This window comes from Colwellia sp. Bg11-28 (assembly GCF_002836245.1).
Classification (GTDB): Bacteria; Pseudomonadota; Gammaproteobacteria; order Enterobacterales; family Alteromonadaceae; genus Colwellia; species Colwellia psychrerythraea_A.
In genome coordinates, this window is sequence record NZ_PJBA01000006.1 from 1,760,771 (window position 1) to 1,776,391 (window position 15,621).

6 protein-coding genes are annotated in these 15,621 nt (G+C 34.9%); all 6 read right to left on the reverse strand.

The features are described 5' to 3' along the window. Positions 1-388 precede the first annotated feature (388 nt). Positions 389-5,704 carry an nSTAND1 domain-containing NTPase gene (locus CXF79_RS14910; protein WP_101155868.1) on the reverse strand — a complete coding sequence of 1,772 codons (5,316 nt, stop codon included), beginning with the start codon at positions 5,702-5,704 and terminating at the stop codon, positions 389-391. Between the two features lie 182 nt (positions 5,705-5,886). After that, the gene (locus CXF79_RS14915) at positions 5,887-6,984 is read right to left on the reverse strand and encodes a hypothetical protein (RefSeq protein ID WP_101155870.1); all 1,098 of its coding nucleotides are present in this window, start codon (positions 6,982-6,984) and stop codon (positions 5,887-5,889) included. Continuing rightward, positions 6,981-9,545, reverse strand: coding sequence for a hypothetical protein (locus CXF79_RS14920; RefSeq protein WP_101155872.1), 2,565 nt, complete (start codon positions 9,543-9,545; stop codon positions 6,981-6,983). Before CXF79_RS14920 ends, CXF79_RS14915 begins: the two co-directional genes overlap by 4 nt. Positions 9,546-9,710: 165 nt before the next feature. Further along, the gene (locus tag CXF79_RS14925) at positions 9,711-10,844 is read right to left on the reverse strand and encodes a hypothetical protein (RefSeq protein ID WP_101155874.1); all 1,134 of its coding nucleotides are present in this window, start codon (positions 10,842-10,844) and stop codon (positions 9,711-9,713) included. A 45-nt stretch (positions 10,845-10,889) separates the two neighbouring features. After that, positions 10,890-14,093: a hypothetical protein gene (locus CXF79_RS14930; RefSeq protein WP_101155876.1), complete on the reverse strand. Its 3,204-nt coding sequence runs from the start codon at positions 14,091-14,093 to the stop codon at positions 10,890-10,892. 808 nt (positions 14,094-14,901) lie between these two features. After that, a complete protein-coding gene (locus CXF79_RS14940) occupies positions 14,902-15,333 on the reverse strand; it encodes a hypothetical protein (protein ID WP_101155882.1) in 432 nt (143 codons plus the stop codon). Positions 15,334-15,621 lie beyond the last annotated feature (288 nt).

Consider the following 15,621-nt stretch of genomic DNA (forward strand, 5'->3'; position numbering starts at 1 on the left):
TATGTAGGGAGAGTATATGTGGCTTTTCGGTTTTGTATTTTTTGATTAATATCAATAGCGAAGCGAGTTAACAATATAGATAGTTAATACTTAACTAATGCCTAATAACTGTCTTGCATATTAAAAACAGCAGAGATTCATTCATTGATGAACGATTAGCAAGAGCAACCACGTAATCGATTATTTGGTGTGCCAATGGTAGTTTTTTTGGTTCTGGCAGTAAAGCCCTGCATACCGTAGCACTGCCAGTAATTGGAAAGTAGGTCAGAGATCTAGCTGGCATAAAAGGTTCAGGTATGGTGACCCCTACGAGCAAATGTGCGTATTCATCCCAAGTGATTTACCACTTAACCCTTTAACATTCATCGTTAAATATATAATGCAACATCTAATAATGAGGAACCAAAGTGGGTAAGTTAAGTGGTTTAAAGTCAACTGTACGCATGGTTTTTAGTTTATATTCAAGCTCATCACCTTGAAAATGTTTATTACTTCTTGCTTGGTATTCAGCAGCTAACTGCTTCCATTGCTGTTTATTCATAAAGTATGTTTTTAAATAAATAGGATCACTCTCGCCTGTGCTTTGTTTAGTTTGCAGATAGTTACCGTCTTTAGATAACCAAGCTCGCTGAATATTTTCTTCTATTTCCAATAATTCGGTGTTGCCCGTTTCCAAGGACTTTAAAAATATTGTAGATTTAGGCTTTTCTTTACCTTTCGGGTATTTATGTAATATAGCAAGCTTTTGCTGATAATAGCTTAGCGCTATTTTACTTCCTGAAATGATTGTTTTACCACCTGGGTAAATCAGCTTTTCTGGACTAAACAAGTCCACTATAACAAAACGACTACTGGTACCTGGTGTAGCTAAAATAATATATTGGTCGTCTATTGAGGTTAAAATATTACCCTCTGTAGCAAAATAACTATCTAACATTCGCTTATCTTTATAATATTTTGTATTTTTTGTTTCATAACTATAAACAACATAACCCTTTTCATAGAGTAAAAAAGCATGTTTCCCATTGTATGTAACAACAACTTGCTTCAGCTCTTCACCTTTCAGTGGTCCAGTATCAATTTCAACTGATTGCTTTAACGCAACATTCTCGATTACTGGAATTAGCTGTTTACTACCAGCAAATAACATTTGCTTTAATTTATATTTTCTTGAACCTCGATATGTTAAAACTTCGAGTACTGTTCGCCCTTGAAAAGTATTAAGCTGATTTTCATCTACACTACTAGGCTGATGCATTAAGGTTTGACCATAACGTAAACCTTGGTTATAAGGCCTACCACGGTAGTCTTGTTCAATAGGACTATCGTCAAATTTATGCATTGATATATGTTCGCGGTCAATAGCAACAATCATACTACGAGGTAATAAGGAAAAATAAGCATGTCCTTTCAAGGTATGCTCAATAAGGCGATTATTTTTTATATCCCATTTAAGTAGACCTCCGTGATTAAAAGATCCAATGAGATAATTGTTTTTAGCACTGAATTCTATAGGAGAATTGGATCTAACAGTCGCACGATTAGGTAACTCTTTTTTTACCAAAAACTCTTCATCTTTCACAACAGCTAAGTAACTCGATTCATTGTCTTGGTAATTAATAGCCATTAAATCTGCATCATAGGAATACGTAACGAGACTCACATTTTTTCCAGGACTAAACAATTTATTCATTTTTTTATTAGAAAAGCTATATTGATACCAAGACTTATCTGTTGCCTGAAAAGCCATATACTGCTCATTTTTGCTAAAGCTGACAGTTTTATCTATAACATCACCATCAAATGAAAGTTCCTCCGCAGAATAAACGTCATATTTCCAGCTATGTAAATTAGTTATGTGGATTTTATTTGTAGCTGATTCAAAAATCACATAATACTGCCCATCTGGGGAGAAAGAGTGCCTCCCAAATGCTTTAGGTAGTTTTTCAAGAGGAATTTCGTCCACTTTATGAGCCAAAAAATCCCAATGAACAATAGCTCTAGATCTATACATAACAACAACCCCGTTATTCGTCGCTGTCACTCGATAAACATCAGTACCTTTTTTACCAGGCAATGTATAAAAATGACCATTAGTCAAATCCCAAGCTTCAACATCAGAACCACCTTTAGCCACGGCTAAATACTTTTGATTAGGTGATTTACTAACTACTTTTTTCTGATAGCTATATGAAGAATTCTTTGATTTATCTGGGCTAGATATTTGATGAACAAAAGCAGCTCCACTATCATTAATAGTGTATAGCGACTCACCATCAATAATAAAATCCGAAACAGGTATTGAATGTAAATTAACTAGAAATTTTGACTCTCTGCTGGCTACGTTCGTGCTGCCAAAATCATTCTTTTCATCGAACCAAATAACTGATCCTTTTACCTTGCCGGGCTTTAATTTAACAATATTAGATTCATCACATACCTCCCAATTTTTTCTTTTGTTGGGGCACTTAAGTACAGTACGATTAGACGATTCAAAATCCTCAAATATTAATTGCTCTTTAATGGCATAGGCTAACTGTTCGCCTCCTGCAAACACTATGTTAGAGGTTAGTGGCTCATCTGGCGTAAACTGATAAATCACTTTTTTAAGTTTGCTATTATATACAACATACTGACCACCCCCATCATTTCCCAACCAATATTTACCATCACTCGACGCTGTAAAATAACTTACCTTAGGCGTTTCAAGCTCAGTTATTAATTTAGGCTTGGTAGATGAGAGTAGCCACTTATATGTAACTTCATTCGTAAACAAGGTCAGGCTATTACCGTTAATTTTAATGATAGGTTTCTGGGATACTTGTCGCCCAACGTTGGCAATAATAATATTAGAGCCACGTGTTAGGTCCCATTGTCTGAGCTCACCGCTAGTATCAATTGATAATAATAGTGCCGACTTCGTAGGGTGAAGTACGAGCTGTATAATACTAGACTGATGCCCCTCGAGCTCAGATATAAGTTTTAACTTACTATCATATAAAGCGATTGTGTTATCAAAGCGGGCAGCAGCAATCACGTTATTTTCAACTGACAATACTCCATCAGCTGCAAAAAATTTCTTTCGGTTAGAATCTAATAAACTAGACTTCAAGCCCAATTTAGATAACACTTTCTTTGCGCCTTCCATTTTACTATTAGGTCCTGCATTAGCTAAAGCCAAAATTGCCGCATGCCTTGCTTGTTCTTTGTACCCTTTACCTTCCGATTCAACCGCTTTTAACTGGTATAACAAGGCTCTACAGTGTTTTTCATCAGATGATTTTTGCTCAGTTAACTTCTCTGCCTGTTCTTGTTTAAGCCCTGCTATATTAGCCTGCTGTTGTGCTAGTTCAATTTGTGCTAAATCATTATTACGATCGAGGACTATTATTTTTTCCCTCTGAAAAACGAATATTGCAATGAAAATTACAACAGGTACCAGAAGAATATAAAGTATATTTTTATACCGTTTAATTTTCTTGCTCTTTTTATCACTTTTAATAGAGGCAGAAACAAACGATATGACTGCTGGTGAAAGCAACTCTGAATACTTGTTCAGGTAAAAAGAAGCAACCTCCAGCTGATTACCTTTTAACAAACTATTTCTTTTGGTAGTTTTACTTTGCTCTTGTTCCCAATTATCGGCGAATTGCTCATTAGCTATGCACCACTCTTTAAGTTCTCCCCACTTAGTATGCCATGCAGTAACTCTAGGCCATTTTATTAATGACTCATGTAGTAGTTCATAACCATATTGATCTTCGTTTGGCTCTTGTGAAGCAATCTTAACTTTTTTGACGATGTGTTTATCAACAAAATGTTCTAATAGCTTTTTTAAATCAGGGCCGGCTTGATGAAGATGAAAAGCTTGGGCCGGTTTAGCAATTAATATTTCAGCTCCGCCTACGTCGTACTTTACTGTGTGTACCAATAAATAAAAAAATTGATAAAGTAATAACTTTCCTTGAGATGACTCGAGTGTGAATTGCTGTTCACTGAAAAAATCTTCCAGTATTTCATCGGCACTGGTAATTAAACAATGCTCAATGGCACTTCTTCTTCGCTGCTCTTCTTCATAATCACAGGCGTTGGTATTTTTTTTATCAAACCCTGCTAATGTGTCATAAATGTCTTGGGTGATATAAAGCTCATGCGGATGAGCTTTATCTTTAGTTGTTTGTGCCGCTTCAAATAACTTTAAAAAAAAGAAGGAGATAGCAGGCAGTGATTGAACTGCACAAAAATCAAACTCGATTCGTTCTTTAAGGTTTCCTTCAAAGTTAAAGCCTTGTGTTAGTTTGGCAAACAATCCTTTCCAGTAATCTGTATTATTAACTTTTGAGTCAATGTCGATATACTCAACGTCATCTATCAGTTTGTTCGTATAATTTTCAAGGGAGCGTTCACCTATTCCATTTACAATAGCATTGACATAACTTTTGAATTCATGGCGGCAGCCAATTAAAAAATGAAGTTTTGGATAATTCTTATACAATTGAGCAATAAAGTTAGTAAGCGCTTGTTTCTCTTCGTCAAAGTTATTTAAATCAATTAAGTTAAAGAAACTTTCAAATTGATCTAAACATATACAATGAGCAACCTCTTGAGAGTTGCTCTCTTTACCTGTTTCTACAAGTTTTAAGTCATTGGCGATATTTTCTTGTATTAACCCTATTACACTGATTAAGTCTTTTTCTTTTTCCGAGAGTAAACTTCTAACTGAAATTATTGAAAAAGCAAAACTTTCACCTCCCTCCCAGTGAGCCTTCTCGATCCTTGGTACGATACTTGCGGAGATAAATGAGCTTTTACCAGCTCCCGTTGGCCCTGAAACTATAATCGGGCATTGGTATATGAACCCCTCAGGCTTAACCCATGCATCCTCAACCTTTTGGATATAATTATACGTAGGTTCGCAATCAAAGGTCTTGTAGAAGCCTCTTTGATTATAGGACCAAGCATTTAAGCCAGGAAAGGGCTGATAATCAGGATTGATAATACTATCTATGTTTTCTTTTCCATAAATTTCAGAATAAAGCTGTTCAGCAATATTGAAAAACAGCTCGTTATTTTCACTTGATGACGTTCCTATAAACCTAACACCTGCAAGCTTAAGATTATTAATGGCCTTTTGAATTGAGTTTTTGTCTTTTTCTTCTTCTGCATCGATACTTGCTTGGGTTACACATACAAACACTTTTTCGGGGGGAATAGTTTCATGTGTAATGTGAGCTTTTATATTAATTAACTTCTCATTCAATCCACATACGTTTTTCATAACACCAGTATCGGCTATTTCGCCTGTAGCATAGACATGAAAATTATCATCAAAAGATAAAAAATCTAAACGCTGTTTATGTGCCTTATCGTGCAACAGACTATCAAAGCAGGCTAATGCATTTGTTAAATCATAACTATCCCCGCTATTATTATTTTTTTTGGGGCCTTTAAACTGCCTAACATAGGCAGTACTGGTCATAGTTTGGTTTAAAATAGAGAAAGCGAGAGTGCCAGCCTTATCGGTAGCCACTTTATCGCATATAGGGTTAGAACGACGATTAAATACTTCGCAACGTCCTACTGTAGCGTCATTTGAACCTATATCGGCAGTATCAAATTTGATATGACAAATTGACTTTCCCCCCACTTCTCCAACTAACGGAAAATAGAAGTTAGTAGATTTATGTTCTGTAGTCTTAGTCATATAAGTTACCAATAGATTATTAAGTTAGCGTTTCAATCACATATTTTAAACTCAGTAAGCGGTTAAATTTCAGCTGGAGACCCTGAGTTGTTATCGTTTAAATATTCCAGTCTAATATCCATAACTATTGCAGTCATATTCACCCTAGTGCTTAAAAGAACATGAGCGAGTATTATTAATAATTACATTTCAATAGCTGCTTTTTTGCGAAACCCTATATGAATATCGCCAATTAATTTTATGTCTAGCTTACATTCACCAACGTACATCAGTTCGGTTTCATTAACATGATCAATGAAACCTTTGAAAATAACCAAACCACCAACCCGAATGATAAGCTGTTCTAATCCTACTTTATCATCCACGAATGCCCTAAAATTTCTCATTGAACTATCATTAAATAAATCTATTTTACTTTTTATTTCGTCCGCATCTAGGTGTCTATATTTCTTTTTTTCATGTGTATAAAGTTTTGTTCTTGGTTTGATCTCACATTCAAAATCTTTAGGCTCCTTTGTATTACCACAGAACCTTATTTCCAAATAACCTATATGTATGCCTTCTTCAAACCACTGTTTTGTATTTGATTCACTTTGTGCAGCAGTTCTGACTTCAGTGAATAATCTTTGGGAAATATTATTGTCCATATATTGATATATAGGTTCTAGGCCTGCAACTCCCATCCACTCTTCTGTTCTTATGTTATAAGTTACTAGAGGGCATTTTTTATTCACTAGCAGTGGACTTTGATTAACCATTGGCAGTGGATATATAAAATCTTCAACGACTTGTGAGTCTGTTTCAATATATTGTTTGGTCCATTCATCAAAGCTATCACGCAATACACTAAGAAGCTCTTCATTAGGTGAGATGTATTCATTATTTTTAAGCTGATAAATATCTCCTTTAAATACCGCACTAGTCCAGCTATCCAAACAGTTTATTGAGGGCGCTGTTAACATTTGCGTTACCTTCTCAGTCGATTCTGAATAAAAATAAAAATGGGTTCGGTCTGCGGGAAAAGGGATATACATCTCACCAAAATTTCGGTCATAGTTTGGAGTAATTACCGATATGCCAACGTTATGCTCTTCAGCAAATTCAACTAGGAGCTCAATTTCATCAATTGAAGTAACTTCCGTTATTCTTTGTATAAATGTCCTATTCCACTCTACACGCCAATTAAAGAGTTCATTGTTTTCGTCAGCAAGGCGTTTAGTGAGAGATCTTACTTGCGTATACCCAAGAATAACGATGATGTTTTCTAAATACTTTTTCATGTATAACCTCTGTAATTTTTTTTCTGGCTAGCTGTCAAAGGCATATTGGTAAAATCCTTTTTCACAGATTGTAAATAAGGCTTTTTAGTTACCTTATCTTCAGTTTCTTGTTTGTATTGACTAAAGGATTTCAAAGCAAGTAAAAAGCTATCAAGCTCTATGTTTGTTTCGATATTTTTTAGGTGATAATATTTATGATTACCATTTTGGTGTTGTTCAGATTTTTCAAAATTGTTCTCGAGATATCCTTTAAATTCTTTTTTATATTTTTTTGCATTAACAATAAAATTTTCACTTTCAGATGCCCTGTTTTCTCCTGAAGCAAAAAAGGCATTAAATATTTCACGTGTTCTGGTATTGAGTACTTCCGCATTGAGTAAAAAAACTATGGCTTCCTTATTACACTGTTCGACAAGGAGTCCCACAAGACTATTAAGCTCACTGAGAATTTTATGCTCAGCGTGCATAGTTTGATACACGTTATGTAGTACGCCATGTTTCGACTGTAATTGCGCGCCAAAACAAAAAAAATCTTCCATTTCACCGATAGCATTCAGCATAACAAGGTCTAACTCTGGTTCATTAATTTTATAATTTAACTTTATAATGCGATCTTCCGAATTTGATTTACCTTGAACCCTATCACTCCTATGTTCTATCTTATGAAATTGATAATATTTAATAATTTCTTTTTTATCATGTTGACAGTATTCAAGAATAGGTACGATAAATTCGTTATCTTCTAACTTTTCTATTTCTTGAGTCGACAGTGTTGTACCATCGATCAATTGGTAATTTTTTAAAGAATCTAAAGAATCAAATATATATTTAGAATACCCATCTTGTCTCAACCTTTTTAATGGTAAGCCGATTGTTTTTTCTAAGCCCAATAAACTATTTATTTTATTCTGTCGACAAAGAACACTGTGATGAAAGACAGCTTTATTCAAATAACTACTAGAAAAATCTGCACTTGAAGTATTATTTTCAGATAAGTATAAGTTTTCGATACTTTTGGTAAATTCTGGCCCCCAATAATGTGCTTGCTCTTTATTATCTTTAAATTGTTTAATTACTTGCTTACTCGATTTAGGACTACCAAAGATATTATTGAACCACCAACATAAATAAGATCTTGCATCCAGTAACTTGGAATTTTTTTTCTTAATTTCGAAAAAGTCAACAGCCAAATTAGGATATTTTATTTCACAAAATCGAGCTAAAAAAACATCGCTAATAACATTCATTTCTCTATTATGGTTTAGCGTATTTAAATCTGTTTTTTTCACTAAGCTTTTATAGAAGCCAGAAAGGCGTATATTAAGCGTACGAGGCTCATACGAAAATTCACCAATATCGAACAACTTTGTCAGATAATACACTCCGTTAATTACCCCTGAAATCGCATTAGGGTTTAAATTATTTTGATTATTATTCCACGGGTAATCAAAAGAAGAACGAACTCCATTCACAGCTTTAGCCTGATCACTATGCCAAAATACTTTTCGAACGTTATTGCGCTGTTCACCATGGATCTGTTCAAGTTCGTTTTCTATGCTTTTGTCAAATTTATCTTGAGCTAAATAAATAAATACAAATAAAAAACCAATTGATTTTGCTAGCGGTACGGGGACTTCTAAGTTCTTATTGATATTGCCATCGTGGCTATTTACTAGTGATATGTCTGATATAACCTTCTTTCCTAAACTTGCTAACTCTTCTCTTTTTAGTAAGTCTCTTAAAGTGCCATCATCAGAAAGACATGTTTCAAATTTAATGTCACGAGTGATTTTTTTTAAATCTACGTAATACCTACTTTCAGTCGTTTCTACAACACCCTCTCTGATGTGCTGATACAACGCATTAGTAATGCGTTGTGCACTTTTTGATTTACCAACTAACGTGCTAGGTTTGGTTTTCTTTTTTAAATGATTAATTTCTTTTTCTATTAAATTTATCGAAAGTTTTTCGCGTTTTACTTTGCATTTCACTTCGCGTAATTCATCTCTTAGCTTAACTCTTTGGATAATCCTTACAATTATATTTTTAGTTTTGTTATCTTTAATTTTCTCTATATTGGCTTGATAAACGATCAGTTTGTCATTATTGCTTAATGCCTTATTTTCCTCGACCATTATTATCACCCGTCTGATTCCAACAGGTTGTTCTTCCCATAACTCCTTTTGGAGACGAGCTGCCTTTAAATGTTTTTTATCATCATCCGTCAATTTTAGATTATTACATTCTAGGTTTAAATTGTTTATAGCATCCCTTTGAGCGCTAAAGTCTCGAAGTTTAGCCTTTTCATCCGAAGAAATAGCGCCCTCTATTAGTAAAGCATACTTATTATGCACCTCCTCTAATCGGTTATAAGTCTTAACTCCAATGGCACTTTTAATATTTTCAGCGCTAATTGAACCCAATTCTTTATTTTTCTTCGTTCGATAACAAATACCAGTATCAGTTACGTCTAACTTTTCTAAGGCCAAAAAGCATGTACTAAACAAACCCAGAAAGCTTTTTTCAACCAGTAACCTCGGCGTATACTCACCTTCGTTCATACCACTCTCCATTTATTCTATTGATTATATTCAGGTTTAACTTCTGATAGCACTTTAAAAAAGCAGAAAAAATTGTAAATAAAAGATAACACCGAAGTGACTGGTTAAGCTAAATCCAGCCTCAAACCAGCGTTACCTTTTCAGTTAGAACGGTGAAATTAATTACTAATATCCAATTGCTTTAAGGTCTTCTTCTTGATCTTTTATTTTTTCGTCTAGATTAGCAATACTTTGTGTTGTCGCTAACAAGCTATTTTCTAGACTGGAAATAACATCATCATTAATCACTTGAGGGGCCGTTTCATACTCAAGATAGTCATGGAAATAATCGATGCCATCAAAAAGGATCCTCTGCATTTTAAAGCATTCACTAATACCACTACACTCCTGGTAATAAAGAATGCCGTCCCTATTTAGGGTTAATATATCTGGTTTAAAATAGGTGGTAAATGCTAATTCGCCATGAGTAAAATAACCATATTGAATGTAGTTCCCTTCTGCTACATCTGTAAAGCTAATCAACAGCGTTGATTCATCTTTTTGAATAACAGGTAACACTGTAGGATTTTGTTGCTTTGTTTGAACTACAAAACTATCAACGCCAGAGTTATCGCCTTGCATTATATTAGGCAAGAGGTGTTGACGAAAATAGTTTTCGGCTCTACTTTGATGGATTGCTATTTTATATAGATGTAAGTCTGCGATATTTACCTTGTGATCTCCATTAATGTCTTCTACGCCCATTAAAAAAGAAACATGTTCTATTTTTTTTGCGGTCACAGATATCATTTTCCCAATGACATCTGATACCCCCGTAGTGAGTAAATTAACGTTATGCGATTCAAGTGTAGTTAATTGCTGGACTGATATCAGGCTTGATAAACTCCCTTTTATTATGGCATTTTTATTACCAGTATCTTCCCCTCCAGAGGCGACGATTCGTACAAAGATTATCTCATCAGACTCTTGTTGAATGGCATGGCTCAGCTTTTCCACATCGATTGAATAACGACCGTTTCCGTCAGTGCTATTTGATTGTAATAACTCAAACCCGTCAAGAGATTGGACCGATATCATCGAGTTTTTTACCGGTCCTTCTAATTCAACATTCACAACTCTGACTATTTTATCTGTATCTTCATTCAAGTTAACAACTTCATGCTCAATACCTATGTCATCATCCTCGTTTTTGTCTATTGTTACATTATCTGATGATTGAGTACTTGTTTTATCTGAGCCACAGGCTGTAGTAACTAAGGCTGCTAGTATGATAATTAATATATTTATATAGTTTTTCACAATGTTCTCTCTTAATATTCCACTTTTTAGGAAAAAATTAAATAACTAGTATGAGTACGTATCAACACCTTCGATGATTACTTTGGCGTCGCTTATCCAGTCGTTTGCCCCCGAGTTGGGAATACCTCCATTTTTTTTCATATACTCGATGACTTCCTTATAGCTCTCTAATTGCTTCTGACCACGGGCAACAGCCTTGTAATTGTTTGGTTTTAACTCGCGGATCACAATTTTATTTTTTGATTCATCAAATTGGATTGCATCAAACCGGTACGATTTTGGCCTCCCCTTAGTTGGGATCAGATGTTCGGGAATTTTGACAGAAAACTCATGTTTATGCGTCCCCCCATACTTATTGTCGTAAAGAGCATTATTTTCCCACCTTTTGTGCTCTTTTATTCCACGTTTTGAAGAAAAACGAAGCGCCCCTCTTTTAGTTATTAGCATTTTGGTGGCTTGCTTAGTGGTGATAACAAGCTCTTCCTTACCAATTTTTGATATTTTAGTGAAACCTGGCTTTAATACGGCAAACATAGAGCCATGTGTTTGAGGTATGCCACCCAACGATTCAGTCAATATAGAAAATAAAAAATACGCGGCATCTTCCAAGCCTTGACTGAAATAATGTGATTCTGCAATAAGAATATAATTTCGATCATTAGGGATGATATATGAACGATCCATCTGAAAGCGACTTATATGATATAACGCCATAAGAGTATCTAAATCATCACTATCTACATAGGTTCCTTCATCAATAAAATCAAAAATAAGTTTATCGAAAGGATGCTCTGATAGCATTAACATGAGCATTTTTTCTATATCAAATGTTGCGAAAGCATCAAACACATTCTCTAGAGCTACTTGTTTATCTGTTCCACTAGCAATATCAAGTGCAATATCAATAAGCTCATCTCCAAAGAGTAAACGACGCGTATTAATTTCTCGGTTTGAAAGCCCAGAAATATTACTAACTAGTTCTGATAAGTCTGTTTCATACTGAAATAAAGCCTCACTTTCTAATAGCACTTCATTCGAGCAAGCGGAGTCAACAACAGCAGTATAGACTTGTTGTAGTAATAGTTTTTTAGCTAGCTCTTTGTCTTTAAAGTTATTAACTTCAAGTGATAACTTATTTCTCGTTCCAAAATAATTAGGTGATCCTGTGATATCGAATTCTACGTCAACTAATGCAGGGTAATTAGACGCTTTTTTTCGATAATCATATTCAACTTTGATGGAATACGGGTTCCCATTTACAGAAGAATTATAAGTATTAATATTTTCTTGTCCAAAATCTTGATAAATATTTTCACCCAAGGTTATTCTTCGCTTATCGTTCGGGATAAGCTCACCAGAGAAATCTGAAGCATAAATCTTGTCTGAACAGTTATTCAAATAATCTTCTGTTAGCAGTGACAACTCATTAGAGTAATTATCTCTAGCTAAAATCAGTTGGTTTAATTTAGCTTCTTCGTTTAAAAACCATTCATAATCATATAAACGAATAGTGAGTTCTTTTTCATCACTAAGATTGTTTAACTTATTAAACAACTGAATAACTATTGTGATGTTTTTCGCATTAATGTCAGCGCTTAAGTACTGCTCTTTGTTATACGAAAATGAAAATTTGGCTATGCCATCATTAATATCTTCAGGTCTTAATGATATAACTTCATTACTATCACTCTTATTTTTTAAAAGTCGCACACTACTAATGGCATCTTGATTAACAACATTTATAATCACATCAAGAGTAACTCCAGCTTTAATGCAATACCTTAATTTTGTGTAAGTAATACATTCAGTTAGCCCTGCTTGAAATTCATGGAACTTAAATGAGGGCGCGGTATCAACAACGAGCTCTGGAATAATTATACTAGTACTCGGTGCCGGGGTAAGTTGGCTCCCACTCGGGCTTTTTATTTCAAGCTTAAGAAAAATACGTTCTCCGTGAAATGAACTCGCATCAAAAGTTACACGTTCACTACCATCATTTTGAGTAGAAGAATAAGACCCAACATCCACTAATTTTGAATTGGTATAGCTTGCATTGTTCGCCCAGTGGAGCCTAGTGTTCTTAACTTTTCCTGAACTATGGTTAGAGCTGAATTGCACCGTTACCTTACCGGCTTCGTCACTGCTTGCTGAAAAGCCAGATACGGTAGGTGCTGTATCTATAACAAGTTCAGGGATCAATAAGCTAGTGTTCGGTGGCGGGGTAAGTTGGCTCCCACTCGGGCTTTTTATTTCAAGCTTAAGAAAAATACGTTCTCCGTGAAATGAACTCGCATCAAAAGTTACACGTTCACTACCATCATTTTGAGTAGAAGAATAAGACCCAACATCCACTAATTTTGAATTGGTATAGCTTGCATTGTTCGCCCAGTGGAGCCTAGTGTTCTTAACTTTTCCTGAACTATGGTTAGAGCTGAATTGCACCGTTACCTTACCGGCTTCGTCACTGCTTGCTGAAAAGCCAGATACGGTAGGTGCTGTATCTATAACAAGTTCAGGGATCAATAAGCTAGTGTTCGGTGGCGGGGTAAGTTGGCTCCCACTCGGGCTTTTTATTTCAAGCTTAAGAAAAATACGTTCTCCGTGAAATGAACTCGCATCAAAAGTTACACGTTCACTACCATCATTTTGAGTAGAAGAATAAGACCCAACATCCACTAATTTTGAATTGGTATAGCTTGCATTGTTCGCCCAGTGGAGCCTAGTGTTCTTAACTTTTCCTGAACTATGGTTAGAGCTGAATTGCACCGTTACCTTACCGGCTTCGTCACTGCTTGCTGAAAAGCCAGATACGGTAGGTGCTGTATCTATAACAAGTTCAGGGATCAATAAGCTAGTGTTCGGTGGCGGGGTAAGTTGGCTCCCACTCGGGCTTTTTATTTCAAGCTTAAGAAAAATACGTTCTCCGTGAAATGAACTCGCATCAAAAGTTACACGTTCACTACCATCATTTTGAGTAGAAGAATAAGACCCAACATCCACTAATTTTGAATTGGTATAGCTTGCATTGTTCGCCCAGTGGAGCCTAGTGTTCTTAACTTTTCCTGAACTATGGTTAGAGCTGAATTGCACCGTTACCTTACCGGCTTCGTCACTGCTTGCTGAAAAGCCAGATACGGTAGGTGCTGTATCAGCAAATACTAGAGCCGTATTAAAAAATACAGCAAGTAAAAATAACCTTTTCAGATTATTTAGAATGACACCTTTGTGTTTTTTTTTGCTTATCATCATTTAATGCTCCCAATTAGACTAGTGAGTTCCCTACATGAGTAACGTAATTGCAACTTATGTAGTCCACGAATTAATTAAAACATTTTGAATAAAAAGCATTTTCGGTTTTTATATTTTAATGAAAAAACTTGAGTTAAAAACCTTAATAGTTTGTTAATAAAGCTTGGTTATGTTTTCGAAGTTGAATAATTATCGGTTTAATACAGAAACGAGTAATCTGTGCAGAATAAAAGTGCACAGTCTACAAATACAATTAACAAGCAAAAGATTAGACGTAATGTGCGGAATTCAAGGGGGATAAATCAGCATCGATTATATGGGGCAAAACTTGCTGAGCAAGACATTGAGCTACCAGTTTGTATTTTAAAAGGTTTGGATCAGACTAGTGAAGTTCAATATTTTATAGATATAAATTCGACTCAAAAAGGTGTACCCAAAACTTTACGAATTGAGCTAAGGGAATTTCTGGCAGGTTGTTTTTGTAAAGGATTTCGAGTTAAATAGGCTTTATATATTTACTTAAACTCACTACACTTACAAAATTCTTTTTTTTTGTAATGGACTTACGATAAGGCAGCCAACTAAAACTAAATAAAATCAACGACCTTAACTCAAACACTCATTGGATTAATTGTTTTTTGGTAGTTATAAAGGGAGTTTAAAGATAAAATCGGTGATTAATTTTACCTATTAACTGCGTTAAGACCTAGCAACTAAAATTCAATAAAAAAGCGCCAATTCATGTTATAAGATTGGCGCGACAAGTCTCTTGGAATAAGATTAACTCCGTCTATTTTATATAGACCATTTAGATTACAGGTACCATTTCTCTTCCCACTTTTGAGCCCCATAAAACTCTAATATTCTCTCTATCTTCATCACTTTCTTCTTGGGCTTCCTTATTTTTAAAAACTTCATCAACGACAGCTTCCCATTCTGCTTCTTTTCTATCAAAGGTTGCCCAGTTTGGGTATTCCGTCAATAACATTAAGTTCCAATCATCGGGGTTGTTACGATTGAAGCTGATTGCTTTGTATGATGTTATCCAGCCCTTCTTCTTGAATTCTTCATAAATCGGGTAATAACCACTGTTAAGGTTTTTTAAGTAATCTTCAAGTTTACCGTCATTCACTTTTATATAGGAGACCTCCCAGACAGTCCCCAGAGTATAAGGTTTGTCTTCGGCATAAACGTTAAAGCTAATCATCACAATAATAATTGTTAAAAATATACTTTTCATTTTTATTTCCTCAAATTAAATTTCAAAAAGAAAACAAGGAAAACATACTACCCAAGACTTAATTCCTTTCATAAGAGGTTAATTATTGTACAAGAGTACTGATTACGCAAAAAAGTAATCGCTTATTTAATGTTAAAGACAGATAAACGTTAATAAGCACGCTAGGTTGACGTAACCAATTCAAAAGCTTAAGGTCTGTTAAAAGCTCAATGTGGCGTTTGTATGACTGAATATTTATTAGTTTTACACATAAACTAGCGAATACAATGTATGAATAAACTCCAACCT